The organism is Janthinobacterium sp. BCJ23, assembly GCF_059617945.1.
This window is the reverse complement of the sequence record NZ_JCAQAW010000002.1, coordinates 637,393-659,856: the sequence shown is the minus strand read 5'-3', so window position 1 is coordinate 659,856 and position 22,464 is coordinate 637,393. Positions and strand designations below refer to the sequence as shown.

The 22,464-nt window shown below is 57.4% G+C and carries 20 protein-coding genes and 1 pseudogene; 10 read left to right on the top strand and 11 right to left on the bottom strand.

Annotation, left to right across the window (positions count from 1 at the left end; all coding sequences use genetic code 11):
- Positions 1–71: 71 nt before the first annotated feature.
- The 3 genes from AC54AG_RS09010 to AC54AG_RS09000 form a co-directional block, all read right to left on the bottom strand.
- A complete protein-coding gene (locus tag AC54AG_RS09010) occupies positions 72–2,336 on the bottom strand; it encodes an arginine/lysine/ornithine decarboxylase (protein WP_034755510.1) in 2,265 nt (754 codons plus the stop codon).
- 238 nt (positions 2,337–2,574) lie between these two features.
- A complete protein-coding gene (locus AC54AG_RS09005) occupies positions 2,575–3,060 on the bottom strand; it encodes a dihydrofolate reductase (protein ID WP_331776371.1) in 486 nt (161 codons plus the stop codon).
- An 8-nt stretch (positions 3,061–3,068) separates the two neighbouring features.
- Positions 3,069–3,827, bottom strand: a complete 759-nt coding sequence (locus AC54AG_RS09000; protein ID WP_496630097.1) for an alpha/beta fold hydrolase — start codon at positions 3,825–3,827, stop codon at positions 3,069–3,071.
- 218 nt (positions 3,828–4,045) lie between these two features.
- Between AC54AG_RS09000 and AC54AG_RS08995 the strand changes: the two genes are divergently transcribed.
- The 4 genes from AC54AG_RS08995 to AC54AG_RS08980 all read left to right on the top strand — a co-directional run bounded on the left by AC54AG_RS08995 (position 4,046) and on the right by AC54AG_RS08980 (position 9,747).
- Complete coding sequence (locus AC54AG_RS08995; protein ID WP_034755514.1) at positions 4,046–4,621, top strand: TerD family protein; 576 nt, start codon at positions 4,046–4,048, stop codon at positions 4,619–4,621.
- Between the two features lie 76 nt (positions 4,622–4,697).
- Positions 4,698–5,951, top strand: a complete 1,254-nt coding sequence (locus tag AC54AG_RS08990) for a TerD family protein (protein WP_496630096.1) — start codon at positions 4,698–4,700, stop codon at positions 5,949–5,951.
- Between the two features lie 9 nt (positions 5,952–5,960).
- The gene (locus AC54AG_RS08985; protein ID WP_496630094.1) at positions 5,961–7,286 is read left to right on the top strand and encodes a VWA domain-containing protein; all 1,326 of its coding nucleotides are present in this window, start codon (positions 5,961–5,963) and stop codon (positions 7,284–7,286) included.
- 181 nt (positions 7,287–7,467) lie between these two features.
- A complete protein-coding gene (locus AC54AG_RS08980) occupies positions 7,468–9,747 on the top strand; it encodes a TonB-dependent receptor domain-containing protein (protein ID WP_496630093.1) in 2,280 nt (759 codons plus the stop codon).
- On the opposite strand, the gene AC54AG_RS08975 is transcribed toward AC54AG_RS08980, so the two are convergent.
- The 3 genes and pseudogenes from AC54AG_RS08975 to AC54AG_RS08965 all read right to left on the bottom strand — a co-directional run bounded on the left by AC54AG_RS08975 (position 9,744) and on the right by AC54AG_RS08965 (position 11,481).
- Positions 9,744–10,787 carry an SMI1/KNR4 family protein gene (locus tag AC54AG_RS08975; RefSeq protein ID WP_496630092.1) on the bottom strand — a complete coding sequence of 348 codons (1,044 nt, stop codon included), beginning with the start codon at positions 10,785–10,787 and terminating at the stop codon, positions 9,744–9,746. The genes AC54AG_RS08980 and AC54AG_RS08975 overlap by 4 nt on opposite strands.
- Positions 10,787–11,182, bottom strand: a pseudogene (locus AC54AG_RS08970) (thymidylate synthase); the annotation flags it as partial. The pseudogene AC54AG_RS08970 and the gene AC54AG_RS08975, both read right to left, overlap by 1 nt.
- 71 nt (positions 11,183–11,253) lie before the next feature.
- The gene (locus AC54AG_RS08965; protein WP_426073390.1) at positions 11,254–11,481 is read right to left on the bottom strand and encodes a helix-turn-helix domain-containing protein; all 228 of its coding nucleotides are present in this window, start codon (positions 11,479–11,481) and stop codon (positions 11,254–11,256) included.
- Between the two features lie 189 nt (positions 11,482–11,670).
- Here AC54AG_RS08965 and AC54AG_RS08960 point away from each other — a divergent pair, with 189 nt between their 5' ends.
- The 4 genes from AC54AG_RS08960 (at position 11,671) to AC54AG_RS08945 (ending at position 15,533) form a co-directional block, all read left to right on the top strand.
- Entirely contained in the window at positions 11,671–12,384 is a 714-nt protein-coding gene (locus AC54AG_RS08960) for a hypothetical protein (RefSeq protein WP_496630090.1), read from the top strand.
- An 805-nt stretch (positions 12,385–13,189) separates the two neighbouring features.
- Positions 13,190–14,338 (top strand): hypothetical protein, encoded by a 1,149-nt coding sequence (locus AC54AG_RS08955; protein ID WP_496630089.1) that lies wholly within the window; start codon positions 13,190–13,192, stop codon positions 14,336–14,338.
- Positions 14,339–14,432: 94 nt separating this feature from the next.
- Complete coding sequence (locus AC54AG_RS08950; RefSeq protein ID WP_496630088.1) at positions 14,433–14,960, top strand: HAD domain-containing protein; 528 nt, start codon at positions 14,433–14,435, stop codon at positions 14,958–14,960.
- Positions 14,961–15,011: 51 nt separating this feature from the next.
- Positions 15,012–15,533 (top strand): HAD domain-containing protein, encoded by a 522-nt coding sequence (locus tag AC54AG_RS08945; RefSeq protein WP_496630087.1) that lies wholly within the window; start codon positions 15,012–15,014, stop codon positions 15,531–15,533.
- Positions 15,534–15,603: 70 nt separating this feature from the next.
- Here the strand turns inward: AC54AG_RS08945 and AC54AG_RS08940 are convergent, their stop codons facing one another.
- On the bottom strand, positions 15,604–15,729 hold the full coding sequence (locus AC54AG_RS08940; protein WP_496630086.1) for a hypothetical protein: 126 nt from the start codon (positions 15,727–15,729) through the stop codon (positions 15,604–15,606).
- Between AC54AG_RS08940 and AC54AG_RS08935 the strand changes: the two genes are divergently transcribed.
- Positions 15,730–16,326, top strand: coding sequence for an RNA 2'-phosphotransferase (locus tag AC54AG_RS08935; RefSeq protein ID WP_496630085.1), 597 nt, complete (start codon positions 15,730–15,732; stop codon positions 16,324–16,326). It begins immediately after the preceding gene.
- A 180-nt stretch (positions 16,327–16,506) separates the two neighbouring features.
- Here AC54AG_RS08935 and AC54AG_RS08930 read toward each other — a convergent pair whose 3' ends face one another.
- The 3 genes from AC54AG_RS08930 to AC54AG_RS08920 form a co-directional block, all read right to left on the bottom strand.
- The gene (locus AC54AG_RS08930; protein WP_496630084.1) at positions 16,507–16,908 is read right to left on the bottom strand and encodes a hypothetical protein; all 402 of its coding nucleotides are present in this window, start codon (positions 16,906–16,908) and stop codon (positions 16,507–16,509) included.
- A 267-nt stretch (positions 16,909–17,175) separates the two neighbouring features.
- A complete protein-coding gene (locus AC54AG_RS08925) occupies positions 17,176–17,388 on the bottom strand; it encodes a hypothetical protein (RefSeq protein WP_151096133.1) in 213 nt (70 codons plus the stop codon).
- 60 nt (positions 17,389–17,448) lie between these two features.
- Positions 17,449–17,661, bottom strand: a complete 213-nt coding sequence (locus AC54AG_RS08920) for a helix-turn-helix domain-containing protein (RefSeq protein ID WP_496630083.1) — start codon at positions 17,659–17,661, stop codon at positions 17,449–17,451.
- A gap of 606 nt (positions 17,662–18,267) precedes the next feature.
- Between AC54AG_RS08920 and AC54AG_RS08915 the strand changes: the two genes are divergently transcribed.
- Positions 18,268–19,212 (top strand): hypothetical protein, encoded by a 945-nt coding sequence (locus AC54AG_RS08915; protein WP_151096128.1) that lies wholly within the window; start codon positions 18,268–18,270, stop codon positions 19,210–19,212.
- Positions 19,213–20,564: 1,352 nt separating this feature from the next.
- On the opposite strand, the gene AC54AG_RS08910 is transcribed toward AC54AG_RS08915, so the two are convergent.
- Positions 20,565–22,256, bottom strand: coding sequence for an RNA-directed DNA polymerase (locus tag AC54AG_RS08910; RefSeq protein ID WP_496630082.1), 1,692 nt, complete (start codon positions 22,254–22,256; stop codon positions 20,565–20,567).
- Between the last annotated feature and the right edge of the window lie 208 nt (positions 22,257–22,464).

Sequence of the window (22,464 nt, the reverse complement as noted above, 5' to 3'; positions counted from 1 at the left end):
TCAAATGAAAAACGCCGCCTGATTTGCATCAGGCGGCGCTATTTAATGAAGTTCAACGAAGGTCAACGTTTTTAGACGTTCTCATCCAATTTCACGCAATCAACAAAATATCCGCGCTTGCCATCGACTTCGCGTTTCACCAATCCGTGCACATCCGTCTCGAAGCCAGGGAAGCGCTCGTTGAAGTCGCGCGCGAAGCGCAGGTAGTCGACGATGGTCTTGTTGAAGCGTTCGCCCGGGATCAGGAGCGGAATGCCCGGCGGATACGGCGTCAGCAGGATGGACGTGATGCGGCCTTCCAGTTCGTCGATGGCCACGCGCTCGATTTCGCGGTGCGCCATCTTGGCGAACGCGTCCGACGGCTTCATGGCCGGGATCATGTCCGACAGATACATTTCCGTCGTCAGACGCGCCACGTCGTAAGCCTTGTAGAAATCGTGGATCTGCTGGCACAGGTCGCGCAAGCCCATTTTTTCGTAGCGTGGGTTGGCTGCCGCGAATTCCGGCAGGATGCGCCACATCGGCTGGTTCTTGTCGTAGTCGTCCTTGAACTGCTGCAACGCGGTCAGCAGGGTATTCCAGCGGCCCTTGGTGATGCCGATGGTGAACATGATGAAGAACGAGTACAGGCCGCATTTTTCAATGATGACGCCGTGCTCGGCCAGGTATTTGGTGACGATGGACGCGGGGATGCCCGTGTCGCCGAACTGGCCGTCCAGCGACAGGCCCGGGTTGACGATGGTCGCCTTGATCGGGTCGAGCATGTTGAAGCCGGGAGCCAGGTCGCCGAAGCCGTGCCAGTCATCCTCGGCGCGTATCATCCAGTCTTCCTGCTGGCCCATGCCTTCGTCGTTGAAGCTGGACGGACCCCAGACCTGGAACCACCAGTCCTGGCCCCATTCCTGGTCGATCTTCTTCATGGCGCGGCGGAAATCGAGCGCTTCCATGATCGACTCTTCCACCAGGGCCGTCCCGCCTGGCGCTTCCATCATGGCCGCGGCCACGTCGCACGAGGCGATGATGGAATACTGCGGCGACGTCGAGGTGTGCATCAGGTAAGCCTCGTTGAAGGCGTCCTGGTCCAGCTTGACCGTGTCCGATTCGCGCACGAGGATTTGCGATGCCTGCGACAAGCCGGCCAGCAATTTGTGCGTGGACTGGGTCGAGAAGATCATCGATTCCTTGGCGCGCGGACGGTCCTTGCCGATGGCGTGCATATTCTTGTAGAAATCGTGGAAGGTGGCGTGCGGCAGCCATGCTTCGTCGAAGTGCAGGGTGTCGATCTTGCCGTCCAGCATTTCGCGCAGGGTTTCCACGTTGTAGATCACGCCATCGTAGGTCGATTGCGTGATGGTCAGAATGCGCGGCTTCTTGTTCTTTGCTTCGCGCGCGAACGGGTTCGCCTCGATCTTGCGGGCAATGCTTTCCGGCGTAAATTCATGCAGCGGGATAGGGCCGATGATGCCCAGGTGATTGCGCGTCGGCATCAGGAACACGGGAATCGCGCCGCACATGATGATCGAATGCAGGATCGATTTGTGGCAATTGCGGTCGACGACGACGATGTCGCCTGGCGCGACGGTCGAGTGCCATACCATCTTGTTCGAAGTCGACGTGCCGTTGGTGACGAAATAGCAATGATCGGCATTGAAGATGCGCGCCGCATTGCGCTCGGACGCGGCGACAGGACCCGTATGGTCGAGCAGCTGGCCCAGTTCTTCGACGGCGTTGCAGACGTCGGCGCGCAGCATGTTTTCACCGAAGAACTGGTGGAACATCTGGCCGATCGGCGACTTCAGGAAGGCCACGCCGCCCGAGTGGCCGGGGCAGTGCCACGAGTAGGAACCGTCGTTGGCGTAGTGCACCAGCGCGCGGAAGAACGGCGGCGACAGGCCGTCCAGGTAGGATTTCGCTTCGCGGATGATGTGGCGCGCGACGAATTCCGGTGTATCTTCGAACATGTGGATGAAACCGTGCAGTTCGCGCAGGATATCGTTGGGGATATGGCGCGAGGTGCGCGTTTCGCCGTACAGATAGATGGGGATGTCGGCGTTCTTGTAGCGGATTTCCTCGACGAAGGCGCGCAGCGATTTCAAGGCGTGGTCGGTTTCCTCGATGGAACCGCCGCCGAATTCCTCATCGTCGATCGACAGCACGAAGGCTGACGCGCGCGATTGTTGCTGGGCAAATTGCGACAAATCGCCGTAGCTGGTCACGCCCAGCACTTCCATGCCTTCTTTTTCCATTGCGGCGGCAAGGGCGCGAATGCCCAGGCCGGACGTATTTTCAGAACGGAAATCCTCGTCAATGATGACGATAGGGAAACGAAATTTCATGCATGTCTCCAAAAAAGCAAGCCGCCCCTGACAGATGTGAAGGGGCGGACTAGGGCGCGACCTCAGGCGGTGATACAAGCCGGCAGCCGCAGAAAAAAAATAAGAACGGGATTCTCGCAGAAATGCGGCCTCTGCGGGAAAAAAATATCGTAGTAAAGCGTCACAAGCGTACGCTAGCGTGACGCATGGGTGTGACAGGGGTATTACAGCAACATTCTGGCCATAATTCTCAACCTTATCAGGCTTTGCGTTCCAGCGTGACAAAGGCGTAAGGCAGGCCGGATTTCTCCGAAACATGCGCTTCGCGCGCGGTCTCTTGCCACACGGTATGGTCAACGGCGGGGAAAAACGCGTCGCAGTCAAATGTCTGGCCGATTTCCGTGATGAGCAAACGCTGTGTCAGGGGCAGTGACTGCTTATAGATTTCCGCGCCGCCGATGACGTAACCTTCGGCGCCATCGAGCAGGGCGATGGCCGCTTCCACCGACGATACCGCTTCCACGCCCTCATGGCGCCAGTCCGGGTTGCGCGAGATGACGATGTTGCGGCGGTTTGGCAGCGGACGGCCGATGGAGTCGAAGGTCTTGCGTCCCATGAGGACGGGATGGCCCGTCGTCAAGCGCTTGAAACGCGCCATGTCTTCCGGCAGTTTCCACGGCAGGGTGTTGTCGATGCCGATGCCGCCTTGCTGGTCGGTGGCGACGATGATGGTCAGATGGCTCATTGGTTCTGTCAAAGTGGTGGGGGCGATGCCCGATGCCCGTCATTATCGTTGAAATTGCCCGCTGCCTCCAGATGCACACGCATGGCGCCGGCCAGCGGTCCCGGCGCCTCCAGCGGAATCATGTGGCCGGTGTTCTCTTTCAGCAGGTGCAGGGTGGCCTGCGGCAAGCGGGCGGCCATGGCGCGCAGGTCGTCGGGATTGACGAGCTTGTCGTCTTCGGCGCCCACGATCAGCACGGGGAAACCGAGTTCCGGCAAGCGCGCCATCAGATCCGGGCGGGCTATGGTGGTGATGAATTGCGCCAGCAGCACGTCCTTGCCCAGGTCCAGACCCATCTGCTGGATCAGGCCCGTGATGCCGGTGTCCTGCAAGTGCGCTGGGTGCAGCAGTTCGCGCAGGCGCTGGCGCGTGATGCCCGCATAGGCATTGCGTTCGAGCATGGCGACGATGCGCTGGCGCGCTTCGATTTCCGCCGGCAGCAAACCTTTGGCCGAATTGGCGATCAAAGTAAGGGACTGGACACGCTGCGGGTGCGCCAGCGCGTATTCGAGCGCCAGATAGGCGCCCAGCGAAAAGCCCACCAGATGGGCCTGTTGGGCGCTGTGGCTGGCGATCAGTGCCTGCATCTGCGTGCGCGTGCGCGCCTCGTGCAGAGGCACGTGCCGCAGATCAAAGGCGTCGCCCAGGGCAGGGGCCAGGCGCGACCACAAGCGTTCGTCGCACAGCGTGCCGGGGATGCAGTCGAGCCGTATCTTGGTATTGTTCAAGGGCAAGCTTGGTTGGGAAAATTTTTGTCGAGCGGCATTATCCGTCATTTTGCGTATTGGGACAGCGGCATGGTATTTTCTGCATGGCATTATTTTCAATAGTGCGCGGCTGGCAAGCAGTCACTTTATGGTAGGCTCATGGCTCATCAAGCCAGGGTACCGGCGACGTGACCTGAAACACCGAATGCAACCCACTAATTATACAAAGAGGAAACACCATGGCGATCAGTTTGCAAAAAGGCGGCAATGTCAACCTGAGCAAGGAAGCTCCTGGCTTGAAGAAAATCGTGATTGGCCTGGGCTGGGACCCGCGCGCCACCGATGGCGCCGCATTTGACCTGGACGGCAGCGCCTTCCTGCTGAAAACGGATGGCAAGGCCCGCTCCGATGCCGATTTCATTTTCTATAACAACCTGAAGTCGGCCGACGGCTCCATCGTCCACGCGGGCGACAACACGACGGGCGGCGGCGATGGCGATGACGAGAAAATCGCTGTCGACCTGGCCAACGTGCCTGCCGACATCGACAAGATCGCCGTGGCCGTCACCATCCACGACGCGGAAAACCGCAAGCAGAACTTCGGCATGGTCGGCAAGGCGTACATCCGCTGCCTGAACGGCGACAACGGCGCGGAAATCGCCCGCTACGACCTGTCGGAAGACGGCTCGACGGAAGCGGCCATGATCTTCGGCGAAGTCTACCGTGCTGGCAGCGAATGGAAATTCAAGGCGATCGGCCAGGGTTTCAAAGGCGGCCTGGGCCCTCTGGCCCGCTCGTTCGGTATTAATGCTTAACAACCAGTTGTTTGCGTAAATGTGCCGGGTGGCACCGCCGCCCGGTTCTGTCTCTCCCATCTTTCTCCCTGACTCCATGGAAAACCTGATCAAGGGGCAGCGCCTGGCGCTGTCCGGCCTCGTCACGGGCAATATTGTGCAACTGGGTCTGGCCAGCGCCGGCGTGACGCTGGATTTCGCCTGTTTCGGCCTCGATGCCACCGGCAAGCTGTCCGATGACCGCTACATGACTTTCTTCAACCAGCCGCGCACGCCGTGCGGCGGCGTGGAAACCGCGGCGCCGTCCGGCGATGCGGCCGGTTTCAGCTATCAGCTCGACCGTTTGCCTGCGTCCATCGAGCGCCTGGTCGTCACGGCCGCCATCGATGGCGATGCCGCCATGGCGCAGCTGGGCAGCGGCTACCTGCGGCTGCTCGACAGCGGGAGAGAATTGGCCCGCTATACGTATGCAGGCGCTGATTTTGCGCAAGAAAAAGCCGTCATGCTGGGCGAGTTCTACCGCAAGGATGGCGGCTGGCGCTTCATGGCCGTGGGCCAGGGTTTCAATGGCGGCCTCGATGCGCTGGTCGCGCATTTCGGCGGCGAAGTGGCGCCGGCGGTAGCGGAACCGGCGCCGGCGCCCAAGATTTCCCTGTCCAAAATTTCGCTGACCAAGGCGGGCCAGACGCACAAGGTGTCGCTGGAAAAGGGCGCGGGTGCGCCGAAGAAACTCACCGTCAAGGCCACCTGGGTCGATAACGGCGATGGCGACGACGATAACGATGACCTCGATTTGCGTGTCGGCATCCTCTTGCCGAATGGCCAGATGCGCTTCATCCAGGCGCCGGACACGGCAGGCAGCTTCGACGCCATGCCCTACGTGCGCCACCTGGGCGACGTGGCGGGCGCGGCGGGCAAGGAGCCGGCCACGGAAACAGTGGAAGTCAATCCCGCGCTGGCGCAGCATTACGGCGGCACGGTGGGCCTCGTCTTCAGCGTGTATTCGGCGGTGGCCAATGGCGCCGTCTCGGTCGCGTCCATGCGGCCGAAGATGGTCATGCAATATGGCGAGCAGATCGTCGAGTGCGCGTTCGACTTCCGCCTGTCCAAGGCGGCCGACGATGACTCCGTCTACACCTATGTGATCGGCATGGCGCGCATCACGAACGACAGCATCATCCTCGAGCCATCCGGCAAGACGTCGGAGCCGGGCAGCGAAGCGACGCCGTGGCTGATCTGGCAGGGTGAGAACCTGCAGCTGGCCTTCAACGGTCCCGTCGTCTTCAAGGGCGAGGACAAGGAAGACGAAGATGATTGCAATGCCGACAATCCTCGCCGCTACATCGCCTAGGAGACACTGATGGAAACCTTGTCCAAGGGACAGCGCTTGCCGCTGGCCAATCTCGTTCCCGATGGCGTGCTGCAGATCGGCGTGGCCGCGCAGGGGCTGGCGCTCGACGTAGCCTGCTTCGGCCTCGATGCGGCCGGCAAACTGTCCGACGAACGCTACATGACTTTTTTCAACCAGCCGCGCACGCCGTGCGGCGGCGTGGAAGCGCGTACCGGCAGCGGCGGCGACACGACCGAGTTTGCCTTGCAGCTGGCGCGCTTGCCAGCCGGCATAGACCGCCTCGTCGTGACGGCGTCCATCGATGGCGGCGGCGTGATGTCGCAGCTGCAAGCTGGCCACGTGCGCCTGCAGGCGGGCGCACGCGAGCTGGCCCGCTTTGCCTTTGCCGGTGCGGATTTTGCAGAGGAAAAAGCCGTCATGCTGCTTGAACTCTACCGCAAGGATGGCGGCTGGCGCTGCATGGCCGTGGGACAAGGTTTCAATGGCGGACTCGATGCGCTCGTGCGCCACTTCGGCGGTGAAGTCGAGCAGGCTGCCCCCGCAGCGGCCTCGGCCGTCATGCAGGCGAAGATCAATCTGGAAAAGCGCGTGGAACGCGAAGCGCCGCAACTGGTCAGCCTCGTCAAGCAGGCGGGCGTGTCCCTGCAAAAAGTGGGGCTGCTTGATCACCGCGCCAAGGTGTGTCTGTGCCTCGATATTTCCGGTTCCATGGGACGGCTGTATAAAGAGGGGCTGGTGCAGCGCTTTGCCGAGCGCATCCTGGCCCTGGGCTGCAAGTTCGATGACGATGGCGAGATCGATGTTTTCCTGTTCGGCAAGAACGTCCACCATCCGGCGCCCATGGCCTTGAGCAACTGCAATACCTATGTGAGCCAGGCGATACAGCGCCATCCGCTCGAAGGCGACACGCGCTATGGCGCCGCCATGCAGGCGATCCGCGCGTTCTATTTCCCCGACAAGGCCGGCGGCGAGCGCACGCGGCCCGTCGCGGCCGAGGTGCCCGTGTACGTCATGTTCGTCACCGATGGCGGCACGAGCGATCAGGCGACGACGGAGAAGCAATTGCGCTGGGCCAGCAATGAACCCATCTTCTGGCAATTCATGGGCATCGGCAAGGGACGCAAGTCGAAAAGCAAGTTTCTTTCCGCCTTTGCCGATTCCGATTTCCCGTTCCTGGAAAAGCTCGACGAATTGCAGGGACGCCTGGTCGACAATGCCAATTACTTTTCCGTCAGCTCGCCCGACGAGCACAGCGATGCGGAACTGTATGACTTGTTGATGACGGAATATCCGGGCTGGCTGAAATTGGCACGCGGCAATGGCTTGCTGAGGTAGTGGTCATCGGATGAGGCTGTATGACCACAAGTGCAAGAGATTTGTAAATTGAAGTAAATAACAATGGTTCGCATTTGCTTTGCGTAATGGAGTCGTGGCATGCTTGAACTGTGCCCACACCTGTGCCCTCACGCCGCGGCGTAGTGCCTCATCCGTAGCGTCTCCATTATTTTTTAAGCAAATGCATAAAATCCTCTTTCACTGTCTGGCGGGCGGCAGCCTGCTCGTCTCCGGCGCCGCTGTCCAGGCCCAAACCACGACTATCAGCGGCGACACCGTCGTCAAGCCCGCACCGGCCAAGGCGCCCGCCGCCGATTCTACGCCTTCCGTCAGTGTGACGGCCGAACGTCCCACGGGCCGTATCGACCGCCAAGTCTACGACGTCAAGTCCGACGTGGGCAGCAGCAACGGCACGGCGGCCGATGCCTTGAACAATGTGCCGTCGGTGGCCGTCGATCCCGATGGTTCCGTATCCTTGCGCGGCAGCAGCAATGTGCAGATATTGATCGACGGTAAACCGTCGGCCATGCTGCAGGGCGACTCGCGCGGCGCCACCCTGAATGCCATGGCGGCCGACGATATCGAATCCGTGGAAGTGATCAACAATCCCGGCGCCCAGTTCGGCAACGAGGCCGGTGGCGGCCCCATCCTGAATCTGGTGATGCGGCGCAACCGCAAGCCGGGCGGCTTTGCCACCGTCAACGCGAACGCGGGCATCGCGGGGCGCTACAACAGTGCCGTGTCCGGCACCTACAACGAAGGCCCGTGGGGCTACCAGGGCGGCATCAATGTGCGCCATGACGGCCGCAATTCCGTGGGCGAGGTCAGCCGCGAGCGCCTGGAACGTAGCACGGGGGCATTTTCCCCCAGCAGCCAGCAATCCACCAACAATGGCTTGAACGACTCGCTGGGCTTGCACGGCACCGTCAATTACAACCTGAACGCCAACGATACCCTGGCCGCCAGCGTGTCGTATAACGGGCGCAGCAACGACCAGCGCTCGCTCGACCGCTACATCAATGGCGACAGCACGGGCAGCACCATCGGCGACTATGTGCGCAGCACCGTGCGCAATGGCGACAGCCGCAACTACAGCTGGGGCGCGCGCTACGACCACAAGGGCGAATTGCCGGGCGAAACCCTTAAAATCGACTTGCGCGTGTCGTCGTCGACCAACGAGAGCGACAGCGATTACGCCAATACCTACGCGGTGACGGCCGTCAATGCTTTCGACAGCCGAGCGCGCCAGCACAGCGAAACGGGCAACCGCATCGTCGACTTCAGCGGCGACTACGAGCGTCCGCTGGCGGGCGGCACGGCCAAGCTCGGCTACAAGGTGGCCGACAACAAGAGCAGCTTCGACACTTTATATACGGACATCAACCCGGCCAGCCTGGCGGAAATCGTCAACCCCATCCGCAGCAACCGTTTCGAGCTCGACGAGCGCACTGTTGCCCTGTACGGCTCCTACCAGATGCGCCTGACCGAGCGCTGGGGCGCGCTGGCCGGCTTGCGCGCCGAATACACGGACTTGAACGTACGCCAGATCACGAGCGGCATCGAGGCCAGCAACAATTACGTCAACTACATTCCCAGCCTGTTCGCCACCTACAAGGTCAGCGACGAGAGCAATGTGCGCTTCAGCTATGCGCACCGCATCCGCCGGCCGAACGCGGGCGACCTGAATCCGTACGTGGTCTACCGCGACGAGTTCAATGTGTCGGCCGGCAACCCCAAGCTGAAACCCACGCAGACGGATTCGTTCGAGATCGGCTATGAAACGAAAATCGCTGGCCTGGAAAGCAGCTTGCGCGCCTATCACCGCCGCGACACGGACGCCATCGTCGATTATCGCTACTTTATCAGCGACAATGTGCTCTTGACCACGCGGGAAAACGGCGAGGGCAGCCATTCGAGCGGGCTCGAGTTCAGCCTCAGCGGCAAGCTGACGCCGTCGCTGACCCTGAACACGAGCGGCAACCTGGCGCGCAGCCAGCAGACGAGTTCCGACGACCTGGGCAACCGCAGCACGCGCACGGCGAACGCCCTGAGCGGCCGCGCGCGCCTCAATTACCAGTTCAACACCGCCAACCAGCTGCAGCTGGCCCTGCAAATGCAGGGCAAGATGCTGTCCGGGCAGGGCTACCGCTCGCCGAACAATACCCTGAATATGAGCTGGCGCCACACGGTGACGCCGCAGCTGAGCCTGGTCATGAATGTGACCGATGTGTTCAGCAGCAACAAGATGGAAACCGTCATCAACAGCGCTTCCTTGCGCGAGACGAGCACGCGGCGCTTCGATGGACGCATGATTTATGTGGGGCTGTCGTACCGCCTGGGCGGCGCCACGTCGGCGGCGAAAGAGGGCGAACGGGAACCGCGCTTCGGTCCGCCGGGTGGACGCGGACCAGGCGGCCCTGGCGGTCCCGGTCCGGGCGGACCGGGAGGCGAACCGGGCTAGGCGGCCAGCGCGATCTGGTGCAGGAAGTCAATGAAATCGTCCGTATGAAGCTCGAAGCGCCATTCGCCCGCGCCATGTTTGGCGCGGTACACGGGCAAGTCGCCGTCGATGCTTCTTTCTTCCAGATGCACGCAGTACGGGTCGCCGCCCGCGTCAGCAATCACCACCAGCTTCGGTGGCCAGGACGCGATTTGGTGATGGTGCACCGCATGGACGGAGTAACCGTGCTGTGCCTTCACCAGCTCGGCCGCACCGTACAGATGCAGGCCCTGCGGGAAGCGCTTGCCGTCGACATGCACGCGCAGCGGCGAATACCATTCCAGGAAGCGGCGGTATATTTCCGGCAAGACCCAGTGCGTGTCGATCTCGGCCATGTCCATGGCGCTGGCGATCGTCAGCCAGTTCGACGGTTGGGCCAGGTCCTGTTCGTGCTGGCGCCGCGGCGCCAGTTTTCGTTCCAGGAAGGCGGCTGCCATTTCCAGGCGCGAAAGCGGCTGGGTTAACGAGTAATGCGTGGCGGGCGCCCTGTAGCCTGCGCCGTCAAGGTAGCCGTCCGCTTGCCATGTCAGCACGGCGTCCAGCCGCAGTTGCTCGGCCTTCCAGTGGCCGGGGTCCTGCGGCAAACCGGCATCGAAAGGCTGGCGGCTGAACACGGCCAGGCTTTTGACGGCCTTGGCGCGCACGCTCAGCTTGGCATCTTCCGCCGTGGCCAGGGCCACCAGCCGGGCATAGGCTTCCTTGCCCATGCTTTTCAGCATGCCATCCACGCCCCAGTAGGCGAGGCCGTCGATATCGAGGCTCCAGCTGAAAAAGTCGCCGTATTCTCCCGGCTCGGCCAGGGCGACGATATCGGTCATCAGGAAGGCGCGCCAGTGCAGCAGCTGGCCTTCCCTGGCATAGGCGATCAGGATGGCCAGCACGGCTTGCCGCTCGTCGGCCCCATGCTTTTTCAGCAGCCGGTCTTTCAGGCGGGCGAACTTGTTGCCGTCCGTTTCGTCAAACAGCTTGCGGTGCAGTGCTGCCAGCGGTGCGGCCGCCATCAGACGGCCATCGCCGCCTTGATCGGCGCATGGTGTTTATAGCCTTCTAGCGAGAAATCCGATGGCTCGATCTTTTCCAGCCACTCCGGCTCGTACTTGCCCGTCTTGGCGTAGTCGGGCACGCGCTCGGAAATGACAAACCTGGGCGCCGGGAAGGGCGTGCGTTTGAGTTGCTCTTCCACCATGTCGAGGTGGTTTTCATAGATGTGCGCGTCGCCGATGAAATAGGTGAACCAGCGCGGCGTGTAGCCCGTCAGGCGCGCCACCAGGTGCAGCAAGGCGGCGCCTTCGGCGATGTTGAACGGCGTGCCCAAGCCGATGTCGTTGCTGCGCACATATAAACACAGCGAGATTTCGCGCGTGCTGGCGTTCGGGATGAACTGGTACAGCAAATGGTTTTGTTGGGTGCAGGAGTTTCTCATAAAACGTTATCCACGAATTGACAAGCTCACCTGTCATGGGAATGCTAATGATGTAACAAATCCAGGATATCAATCTTCAGCACGTCGGCCAATTTCTCGATATTGTCGAGAGACACGGTCTCGAGAGCTCCCTCGAGGCGAGAAAGAAACACGCGGGACAGACCCGAATGCTCCGCCAGAACATCCTGGCTCATACCTCTTTTTACACGCCAATCCTTTAGATTACGAGCGAGTCGTTCTCGGGCGGTTTTGACTGTGTAATGGCTGCTCATGACAGCCGTAGCATGAATTATATACTTTGCTCGGTCTATAAAGTATACGATACAATATTTCACATTGCGGCAAACCGCGCTTGCTGCGGGCTTACGCGTCATTTTTATCTTCTGTTTTTACTGCCATCAATATGGGTAAGGCAGGTTTGCTCCTATTCGTTTACTAGCAGAACGCATCCACATAACGTTTTGACCAACGCAATTTTTAACTACGAAATGACTTCAGCTCAATTCCTTTCTTCCTACTGCATTTTTTCAGCTGCAGTGGGTGCATTCCGTGCAGGCCTGCCTCCGGGCCGCACCGACGCCGATAGCAAAGCGGTGGCAAACGCGTTCAAGGCCGCGACTAGAGGACTGGCTCGGTCAGACTTGGCATGCATCACCGAGTACCTGCATTGGGTAACTACGCAGCCTGAGTGCTTTGCAAATAACCTGACCCAGATACATGCCGCTGAATTCCGTCTCGACCGTGCCATGGGGAGACGTGGACGCGAGTTAATCGATGATGGAACCTTAATCACCGCAACTGAGCTATGCCTTCGTACAGGCACCGCTGAAGCGCATCTACTCAAGTTGGTACGTGAACGAAAAGTCTTCACGATGCCGCACTGGGTTGACGGTGTTTTTGGTGATGACTATTACCCTGCTTTTTTCGCTGAATCACAGTACGACTCGGGCTGTCTGGCCGCTGTCTCAAAAGGACTGCTTGGCATTGACGGAGTTCGTAAGTTTCGTTTTTTCACAACTGAGAACGCAGAATTGGGCAATCAGACACCTTTAAAAATATTGGCGACTAATGGGGAGCACGCTGACGCCATAGAGTACGAGCAGAAACTTGAGCAGGTGCTGCTGGCAGCAAAGCAGTTTCGAAGACGAGTACCTAAAACGAGGTTAAGCCTATGACACGGCGTGCCGGAGCTCACTCTCATTGCACATCCGCCAATCTTGCCGACGCCGGGATGGAACGCGAAGCATGCAATCATCACCATGACTTTGCTAGAAGGGGCCGGCGGTTTCTGCTGCTATTACTTGCTTCCCTCACGCCTTTGTTCAGCCAAGCTTACACAGCCATTGCACAGGTCGACGGGACACCACACGGCACGATTTACGCCGCGTGGGGTTACGCAAATCAAAAGGAGGCTGACTTGGCTGCAGTAAAAGGATGTAGAGCCTATGCAAAAGAAAGCGGTCTTGCTAAAAAAGCAGCAACGTGCGCCGTAATACATAGGCAAAAAGGCTTCGGTGGCGGTGCGATGGTGTGCGGGGTAGGAGGATGCGCAATGAGCACAGGCGTCGACACACAGCAGGATGCCGTAGACCGGGCATTTCGCCAATGTGAGCAAAAAAAGTTAGGTGATTGTCAAACTACTGATATCACCAGTTGGTGGGACGAGACCGGATATATCCAGTCAAATACGCCGAAACGAGAGGCAAAGTCGAATTGCGGCCCGCCACCGGGACGAACAGTTCGGTCTACCTACCAGTGCAGTAACGGCGACTGCGTACGTACGTTTGAAAATGGCTGCACGCAGCGGTTCCAAGCCCAGTATTGCCACAACCCCTTTAGTGGTAAATGGGATTGGAAACCAGATGGATGCTAGCCGAAGTACGCAGCTGCCCTAAGCGAAACAATTCTTCACCGATGACCTCAGCTACAAAAGTCTTACATCTGCCCGCGAGGGCCTACGCTTGTCCATCCTTAAGAAAAATGAAAACTATACAAAAAATTTCAGCAACCGCCGCCATGCTTATCATTGCTGGATGCGGCGGAGGGGGTTCCAGTAGCAATGCCGGCCCGTCCGCGCTACCAACAACGGTGACGCCGCCAGTAACGGCGACGCCTACGACCATAGCCAATATTTTGACCGGCACCGCTGCGCCTGGCGTCGCCACCCAGACTATTCGCGGGACTGCATACGTAGGCGCCTCCGTGACCGCCTATAGCGTACAGGCGGATGGCAGCTCCGGTGCGGCCTTGGGGGCAGCTGCCACTGCCGATGTCAACGGCCTGTTCGTCATCACAGCAACCGCTGCACCATTGGGTCCGGTGCGCCTCGTGGCGGTTGGTGGAACAGTAGCGCGCGCTGCAGACAACACTATTCAACCCGGTGGCTCACTTGAGCTGATAACGCCGTTCGTGACAACCGAGTACAACAACTTCAAAATTAGCCCGCTAACCGATATCGCGGCTAACGCGATGGCATCGAGCGCACGGAGCGGCGCGACATTGGCCAACGCATTCGTCGAGGGCATGCAGCGCCTGCTCGAACTAGACGTTGCAAACGTCGTTTTCCTGCAGGACAAGTCGGTCTACCTGAATGTGTTGAAAGGGGCGGTCAAGAGCGACACAACATATTACGGTGCCCAATCATTGCAAGGCCAGGAACTCCTTAACGGGCTGGAGTATCTCGGCGTGATGCTGGACCTGCCAGCCCAGGCGGTGGTCAAGGCGGTCGGCGCCGCAGCTCAGAGTAGTTACGCGTTGGCCAATGTAGATGGTACGGGCATGCCCATCAGTGTCGGGACATGGGCGAACAGCACATTTAGCCCCGGCGCGACAGCGACCCTGAAGTCGCTACGGGACGCGAAAACTCCTGATGCGCAAAAAGTAGCGGGGCCTGCAGGCACTAGCGTCGGCCGTCGCCTTAACGAGTACGTGAGTCGCTACCTGGTTATGGACTTCACTATGGATACTGCGTGCCGTAGCACTGCATCGCTGTATTTCACTAGCCGCTATCCCTTCTACCAGGTTGACGCTCAAGGCAAAATGTTCGCGGCTGATTGCAGCGCGGCAGCGCAGCGCATTGCTGAACTCAAAGCGCGGGTCGCAACGAACAATAGCACTCGAATGAAGTAACAGGTCAGGCACGATGCGGCTGCCATCCCGGCGGAGCGATATTCGGAAGCGCCCTGTGGCCCGCCCGCAATAAAAACCAAATCAAAGGAGAGCTGTGAAGCCGCTGGTATTTCTCGATTTTGACGATGTCGTTGCTATTCACCCTGACTACACGTCAGGAGTGGTTCTGGCAACGCTCAGGTCCGGCAAACCGCATCTGGCAACCGAAATTTGGGAAAACGTGTTTCATCAGGAGCTCAGGGCTAACCTTGGCCGGCTTCACGATGAGTTCGAACCTAGTTACGTAATCAGTTCGACCTGGTCGACGTATCTGTCACGCGACGAAATACAGGAGGTGCTCATTCGAGGGGGGCTAGGTTTCGTCGCCGCGTCGTTACATTCAAACTGGCGGAGCGCAACCGAGGTGGGCTCATATCGTGTTACAGATATCGCTGCGTGGTTGAGGACAAACGGTGCCACGCGACCAATCGCGTACGTCATCCTCGACGACTTATCGAGCGGCCGCACTCTGGTCGGTTCAGTCTTGGAACCGCATACCGTATTTTGCGATGAATGGGTGGGATTTACAGGAATCCAACTGGAGCGTGCAGTAGCAATTCTCCGAGCCCAACGGACGTCGTAACCGATAGCGGTTTGCCGTTCGCCACTTTTGTTGCCTTACTGGAGCGACGAAATGCGACAGTTGAATAATGATGACGATGTGCCTGGGGGGCCGTTATGGGTCTGCTATTGCGACTTCGACGGAGTAACGCATTTTGACTCTGTCTACGTTAGCTCCAGCCGTGGGATTCATATGACGGCGCACGGACACGAACTTTTCGAATGGGCACCGATTTTGGAACGGCTGCTACAACCATTCCCAGAAGTTGAACTCGTACTCAGTACATCGTGGGTGCGCGCCCGAAGTCTTGAGTTTGCTAAGGCTCAGCTTCCCCCAGCACTTCAGGCAAGAGTGGTTGGTGCAACCTTCGACAATCGCGTAACCCAAAAGCTGGATTTCGACCTGATGCCGAGAGGCCTGCAGGTGTGGCGGGACGTCGAGCGCCGCAAGCCAACAAAGTGGTTCGCGATTGATAATGATGACCGGGGCTGGCCAGCGTGGTGCAGAGACCATCTCATTAAAACGGAAGACCATCTTGGGCTGAGCGACATCGGCGTGCAGGACGCGATTCGCAAGGTCTTAGCCTCGTTCTAACGCCGCCGAGATTATCGCTGTAACGCGGACGCCCCTGATTCAAACACGGGTGGATGTCCGGTAGCACGGCCTAGTACTCCTCCCACGGCAGTTCGAGTGTCACGCCGTTGCGCCTCAGTTCGTTGTGTACGGTCGGCTGAGCTGATGCCAACCGCTGCACGAACGACTGTTCGTCGGACGGCAGCAGCAGCTCCATGTGAATTCCGAGAAATGCAGGCCCGTTTATGAATTGAAAGCGAAAAACAAAATGACAACTTTGGAACAGAAAAGCAAATTGTTGTCCCGCTGGCTTCGGCACCGGCCGGACGCTATAGGCCTTGAAATCGATAAACGGGGATGGGTGGACGTTGCCGAGTTGCTTTTGAAATCAGCGGGTGCCGGCGTCGCACTCAGTCAAGACGAGCTGATGCAAATAGTGGACGAAAACGATAAGCAGAGATTTTCGTTGAGTGAGGACCGAACGCGTATCCGCGCGGCACAAGGGCACTCTGTTGATGTTGACCTGAAGCTTCCAGTCAAAACCCCGCCTCCGGTGCTATTTCACGGTACGGTACAAAAGTTTATCGCATCGATTCGCCGGCAGGGTCTGCTGCCAGGCACGCGGCGAGACGTACATCTGTCTGCAACGAAACAAACTGCGTCAGAGGTAGGTGCGCGTCGGGGTACGCCGGTCGTGCTCCTCGTGGAAACATTTCCACTGCTCCGTGACGGGTACCGATTCAGGTGCTCGGACAACGGCGTGTGGTTGATGCCGAACGTCCCTCCGAAGTACATTCGGTTTCCGGAAAAATAAATGCACTGGCGGCGCTCAAAGCCTCCATCGCGCCATGACACTTTTGCACACCGACGGCCCTCAGCTTCACCCACCAAACCCATGACTTGTCCTCGTCCGATGCAGTGGGATACATCAAGGGGAGTGGCGACGGGCGCGAGAAAATATGAGGGGCATGCTGGTAGCATGCCCCTCATCAAATTATGAAATGTCTTTCAACAAGATTTCATCGGTGCCTGAATGAGTTTGCGGCGCACCTGAAGTTGCAGACACGCGTGCTTCTTTGACCGCGTAAAAACTCTTCTTTGCGGCTGTGTGGGCGTTTTTATACGCCGCGTCAGCATGCTGGTACAAAGCTTCGGTCTCCCTCTGCATATCCATCAGCATACGGTGAACAGGGGTAAACGCGTCATGAACTTCATGAAATCTATTCTTCTCCAATGCGTGCTTCAAATTGATTGCGTGCTCACACACCTCTAAATTTGCTCGATACTGGAAGTCGGCCAAGTTTGCGGCTTCTCTTGCCGCAGTACGGTGTTCGACTGCGGTATTGTATTCAGTTTCGAGCTTTACAAGGTTCGACACGTCAGAGATTGTCAGCATAATTTTGTCCTTTGGGCAATTATTTTCGGGGCGCAGGAAGCACCTACCTTTGGTATAGGCACAAGGGACCGAATCTTGTTATATTCGTTGAAAATATTTTTTCCCGTCCGAAAAATGGAAAATCAAGGCGGCTATACGCTTCAGTAGGCCCTGGCAGGCGCAGATTTGACGGAGAATCGCAATTAAAAGGCAGGCGACCATGAGGGCTCATTGAACTGATAATGCACTTCTGAAACGAACCAAGGCAAGCAAGCTGGGTATGCTGCCTTAGCCCTCGGTGAGATACTCCGCAGTGTATGCGGCGAGCGTGACCTGTAAAAGCCGGTACTCCCTCAACATTGCTCGCTCGGTTGTTTCCTTTATCTGTTCGTCGGTCCAACCGGCAGCACGAGCGGCGCGACTGAAACCGGCGAGAAGGGAAAGTGCATTGTCGTTTGTGACCTTAAAATCAACTGGGGCGCGGGAGGCGGTAGGGTTCATGTTTATGATTTCCATGGTGAAGTAATGAGTGCTCGAATTGGGACTTGAATCTTCTAGTTGCTATCTGCCGCTTGTCGCGTTTACGCGAGACTCGACGTGGCTTGCGAGCCAGGCATCAACGTCGACCCGGCGCCATCGCAGGAGCCGCGTTCCGGGGATATACAGGCGAGGAGGAACGGCCAGACGGTTGCGGCGGATGTCTTTTTTAATTGTTTCCGGGCTACGGCCGAGCAAGTCGGCCAAGTCGGCCAAATCCAAAATTGAATTTTCCATATGTTCTCCAAAAAATTATGTGAAGCACCCGAGGCGCCAAAAGAATGAGCTGGGCGCCGACAGATGCCGGTATGCGTCATTGAGTGACGGCACGTGTAGCGGATGGTTTTATATGCGGAGGTAGGTTTGGCGAGGACTGTTACATGGCACCATCTTGACGATGAGTTGCTCTTCGCGTGCGCGTCAACGGTACCGGACGCGGAAGAGCGATTGGAGGAAAGACTAGCGATGGTGACCACGATGGCACCAAAGTCGCAGCTGCCTCGTCACCGGAGGCGACCTCGGGTATTGTTGGTACGATAATCATCACGACCGATTGATGCTTTGCCAAGCTGATTGAAACGGTTGAGTGAGCGGATGGAAGTTGGACTGCCCAACCGAACGAGCGCTTGATTGCAGCCGTCAAATACTTCTTTCCCTGATTACGACCTTGAGGTAGAATTTTCGTCAGGAGAAAGGTGCATGCGTGCGCTTCTCGAAGGGTGGTTCCTTGGTTCTGGCCGACCAGTACACTATTCATACTCAATTTGGTACTGAATTTCCTCGTTAACTACGTTCGATTTCTTAAACGGCCAGGTCATCTAATCGGACGAAGAAAGGTTGACGATGCAATTCACACATCAAACACTCACCAGCACATCCAAGCGGTTCAGCGATTCCCTCAAAGAGATGGGTCTTGAACTGCCCTTTAGCGCGACTCAAAATACATGGGCTCAAATTGTCGTGGGGAAGAATTTCTCTGCCGCGGTAGCTTGCGCAAATGGACAGGGTCACATCTGCGCGGTGCCTATCACGGAGGAAAGTATCCAGGCGAAGCTTGGTGCGCGGAGTCGGGAGGTTGACAGCCAGGCCGCGGCCGACCTATTTGCGAGGGCAATTCGCGAGGACCTGCCAAAGCTTTCAATCAGCATGGCCAAACTTATAACGTTTATTGGAGGTCGCGAACAGACCTGCCTCATTAGCGCCTGCTCGGACCAAACGGGGCTAGGAATTATGGACGCAAAAAATGCAGGCTATCTGCCGGTTAGCAATATGCGTTTCATCGGCGCCGAGGAGCACGAAGTAGCTTGGCTCCGTTCAAGCGCTGACTTGGTCGCCATTACTGTCAACACTTTGGCGGGAGTGGATACGCACCAGAGCCTTGAAATATTCGCCGCTAATTCTCGAGCGGGCAATAAGAAAGAGGACGAAGTCTTTGCTCGGCATTTCGGTGCCCTAATTGAACCTTGCAGCCAAGCTATTGTCGAGCAGATTCTGAAGTCCTTTGACCCTTTGTCGGCGAAAGAATGGGCGGTGGACTTTGACGATGTTCGGGACATCGTCTTTGATGTTTTTGAGCGTGAGCGAGGCGACGATGGGCACAATTGGTTGAAGCCAGAATGCGCGCTCGGGGAGGCAATGATTGACCATCTTGCGGCACGGCTCCGTGAAACCTTGAAGTGGCTGAGAGACCAGGCGAACGATGGGGCGGAAAGCGATTCTCCGTTAGAGTCGTTAATGCAAACAGCGAAACTGTCGATGCGGAAAATTCTCAGCGTCCAGGTTAATTAACATCGACTCGTTCTCTTAGGCTATTCCACGGTGAGTAAGTAAGCTGGCTCGTCATCTTGCCGTGGAATGGCTTTGTCGAAAAAATGCCCGATGCGCGCCTGAATCGCGACCAGGTAACCGTCCGGTCGCTCGACCTTGTACTCCTGCCAGAGCCCAGAGTCACGCCTTTGCGGCGCAGTTCGTTGTGCGTCGTCGGCCAGGCAGGCGCCGGCCGTTGCACGGACGACGGCTAGCAGGGCGGGAACAGCAGCCGTTTCAGGGCCGCGTCATCGAAATTGGGTGGCAAGGGTGAACCCAATCCTGCCAGCTTGGCGCGAAAAAACGCATTCACGAGCGACTCTCCATGCCTCCTGGGCGTCGTGACGCTCTTGCACGCCGACGGGCTAGCGGCTTTCGTCTCCTGACGCTGTAGGGCTTCGAAGCCGTAACGCCGGAACTGTCTATGCTATGCGAGCCAACGATTTCTTATGTCGAGCTTGACCTTCCTGACGCACTTTCCATACCCTACAATCTGTAGAAGGAATAGCCTATGGTTGGCCACGCCTTGTGTTTGCTCACAGGATGAATTGACGGCGGTTCCGGCACCAAAGTCAAAGGATTTGACGCACGAGTTAGACGTGCCGGACCAGATTTATCTGACCTATCGCGTAAGCCGAGAACCTACAAGCGATTGAAACAATTGCAATATATCGACTTTGGTCCTTCCACTGCTAATGGCCGAGAGGAAGTCGTCAAATCGCATCGACACGCTCTCGCCCCTTCGCGGATTTAATAGCAAAAAATCGCGCCATTGCTCGCCGCGTCCCTCAATGTCCGCCGCATAGCTTAGGAGCCAATATATGGCAACCTGTCGGTAGTCCGACGCCGAAAAGCGTTTGGCTGTGCACTTGACTTCGATTAGAGTGAGTCCGAGAGCAAAGTCGCCATTTCCGTTCGAAATCCACTCTAGTCCTGGAATTCCGGGACGCAATGTGATTGGCATACTGGCGGCGATGCTTTCTGCTTGGAGTGCATTTGACAGATTTCGGCCGACTATCTCGGCCAACTGTTGGTCCGCTGCTTCGAATTGTGCGGGAAGCTTCGCATCAAAGTATACCGTCTGCCTCCGGAGGGCGGTCGCGGTACATTCTGGCCAGTCGAGTACGGCTCCAGTTAAAAGTTGCTCTGCAACCGCGTATCCTAGCTCGAACAGCATAGCTTTCTGTAGCTTTGACTGGCAAAGCAAGGCGGAAGGTAATGGCTGTACCTCGAATTGAGTGGCGTTGGAGTTGAAGTGTGCGACTATCCCGGGCGTAAGCTGCGGAAAAACCTCATCAAAAATTCCAGGGATGTCGCGCGCGACGGTACGAGGGTCAACCTGCACTTTTCACCTCCGACGCCCAAGCTTCATATACGGCAGCAAATCGTGGCTCACCTCCCCGAGGATGTTTTTTGAGTTTCTCCTTATCTTTCTTCTCGTCCAATGGCACCTCAACTCCCAACGCCCATGCTTGCGAAATCGCGTGGCGGAACTGGCGCCGAGCTGCCTCACCTTCGTCGCCAAATTTGTACGTGGCAAGCCAGAAGAGGCGTTGCCCCTCAGCTGTCATCTGTTGCCAGCGATTGCGCAGCTGATTGAAAGCAGCTCTATCCCCCCAGTTTCGCCAGCAGTCTAGACATGCGCGTCGAACGGTGTCGTGTTGGGTGGTATCGTATAGATTCCGAATGTACCGAACACGTTGCGCGGTGCTGCGAAATCGCAGGCAGCGCAAGTAATGTAGTAGGCTGGTGTCAACAATAAGGAGATGTGCCGAATGCTCTGGCACGGCATCAAGCACGGAATCGATGCTGTCGTGGATGGTGACAAACCGAACGTCGGCGCGTAAGTTCGCGATACCGCGCATGATTGTGGAGAATGACGAACGAAATGCGTGAAGATTCTGGCCCTTCAACAAAGTAGATGCGATGTCCAGCGCTATTTCTGGTTCATGTAAACGCATCGTTCGACCAATCTGAGCAACTAGGAAGGTGTCAGGAAGGGCCTTCTCGAGTTCTCGATTGAGCAAACGGCGAACCTCAAGTGTTTCTACCGTCTCCTTGAGCGACTCATAGTCCTCCGACGGCGTGTCGGAGTACGGGTCAAACTTTAAGTCGATTGTCCGAAGTTTGCCCGCCTCATCATCACCGGCTCCAAGTTGCGAACGAACGTAATCTCGATAGTGCTTCGATGAGAGCAAAATGGTTTTCGATTTGTTCAAGCTCAAACCATAGTCCATTAAACACTGCGCCAGCACTCCCAGCACGCGGTAACCATCAGCGGTGTCGGTGGCAATCAAAACATAATCATCGACATAACGATTCCAATTTATGCCGGCTGCAGAGAGCGCGCAATCGACCTGATTGAGAAATAATTCAGCGAGAATACGAGCACCTTGTCCTCCAACAGGAAGCCCGAATGACCTTCCGGCGGAAATTTTTGCAAGTAGCCCATTAACCTGCTTGGACACCCGCTCACAATCTCCCCCGAGGTCGTTAATAAAGTTCTCAATGTAATGATGAGATACATGTTCGTAGAAGCTAGAGATATCTGTCTGGACAATGACTGCGTTCGGGCCGGCATCGTCAGCGGCGGAGACCGTACTCTCCTTGAATGCCCGCCACGAACGGGTCGGGTCAAAAAGTTGCTCATCCCCATCAGGCAGATATCTGTACGAGTGGGCATTGGGTTCACGTCGAGGCTCTATTGCCTCCGCTATCGCGATGGACAAGCCGTTCAAATAAATATTCCAAAAGGTTTGAATTTTGGTAACTACTCGAAAACCCGCTGGTCCTGACGGTGCGATGAGCCGTTCGCTAAGGACGTGCATTGCAGCGATTCGCTCTTGATTCTCTTTCGCTGGCCCGTCCCGCAACTCTTGGTAAAAGCCGAACGCAATGGAGCCAAGGGCTGCGGCCTGGTCGCCGCAGAACCTAACGTCTAAATCGAATGGCAGCGTGTCGTTGTCGCCGTGTGCAGCCATCTCACGCGCAGCACGCTCAAAGTGGCTTTGGAGTGGTTTTAGCAATGAAGTGCCCCATCATTTCATTAAACTCGAACCACGGTGCAGCTAAGCCTACGTGCATTTGCCACGTTCTGGATTATCTGGTGGTCTTTAACGAGGATAACAGATTGCAGATAGAAAAAGTCGACCTTAAAATGATAATAGGTTTCATGAAGATGAAGACCTATATAATCCTTTCCATCACAGACTAATTGCCATAACAGGGTGCGGC

Bases quoted from the DNA above. Each gene is read 5' to 3' on its own strand.
- AC54AG_RS09010 (WP_034755510.1), bottom strand. From the start codon at position 2,336: ATGAAATTTCGTTTCCCTATCGTCATCATTGACGAGGATTTCCGTTCT.
- AC54AG_RS09005 (WP_331776371.1), bottom strand. From the start codon at position 3,060: ATGAGCCATCTGACCATCATCGTCGCCACCGACCAGCAAGGCGGCATC.
- AC54AG_RS08995 (WP_034755514.1), top strand. From the start codon at position 4,046: ATGGCGATCAGTTTGCAAAAAGGCGGCAATGTCAACCTGAGCAAGGAA.
- AC54AG_RS08990 (WP_496630096.1), top strand. From the start codon at position 4,698: ATGGAAAACCTGATCAAGGGGCAGCGCCTGGCGCTGTCCGGCCTCGTC.
- AC54AG_RS08985 (WP_496630094.1), top strand. From the start codon at position 5,961: ATGGAAACCTTGTCCAAGGGACAGCGCTTGCCGCTGGCCAATCTCGTT.
- AC54AG_RS08980 (WP_496630093.1), top strand. From the start codon at position 7,468: ATGCATAAAATCCTCTTTCACTGTCTGGCGGGCGGCAGCCTGCTCGTC.
- AC54AG_RS08975 (WP_496630092.1), bottom strand. From the start codon at position 10,787: ATGGCGGCCGCACCGCTGGCAGCACTGCACCGCAAGCTGTTTGACGAA.
- AC54AG_RS08965 (WP_426073390.1), bottom strand. From the start codon at position 11,481: ATGAGCAGCCATTACACAGTCAAAACCGCCCGAGAACGACTCGCTCGT.
- AC54AG_RS08955 (WP_496630089.1), top strand. From the start codon at position 13,190: ATGAAAACTATACAAAAAATTTCAGCAACCGCCGCCATGCTTATCATT.
- AC54AG_RS08945 (WP_496630087.1), top strand. From the start codon at position 15,012: ATGCGACAGTTGAATAATGATGACGATGTGCCTGGGGGGCCGTTATGG.
- AC54AG_RS08940 (WP_496630086.1), bottom strand. From the start codon at position 15,729: ATGGAGCTGCTGCTGCCGTCCGACGAACAGTCGTTCGTGCAGCGGTTG.
- AC54AG_RS08930 (WP_496630084.1), bottom strand. From the start codon at position 16,908: ATGCTGACAATCTCTGACGTGTCGAACCTTGTAAAGCTCGAAACTGAA.
- AC54AG_RS08925 (WP_151096133.1), bottom strand. From the start codon at position 17,388: ATGAACCCTACCGCCTCCCGCGCCCCAGTTGATTTTAAGGTCACAAAC.
- AC54AG_RS08920 (WP_496630083.1), bottom strand. From the start codon at position 17,661: ATGGAAAATTCAATTTTGGATTTGGCCGACTTGGCCGACTTGCTCGGC.
- AC54AG_RS08915 (WP_151096128.1), top strand. From the start codon at position 18,268: ATGCAATTCACACATCAAACACTCACCAGCACATCCAAGCGGTTCAGC.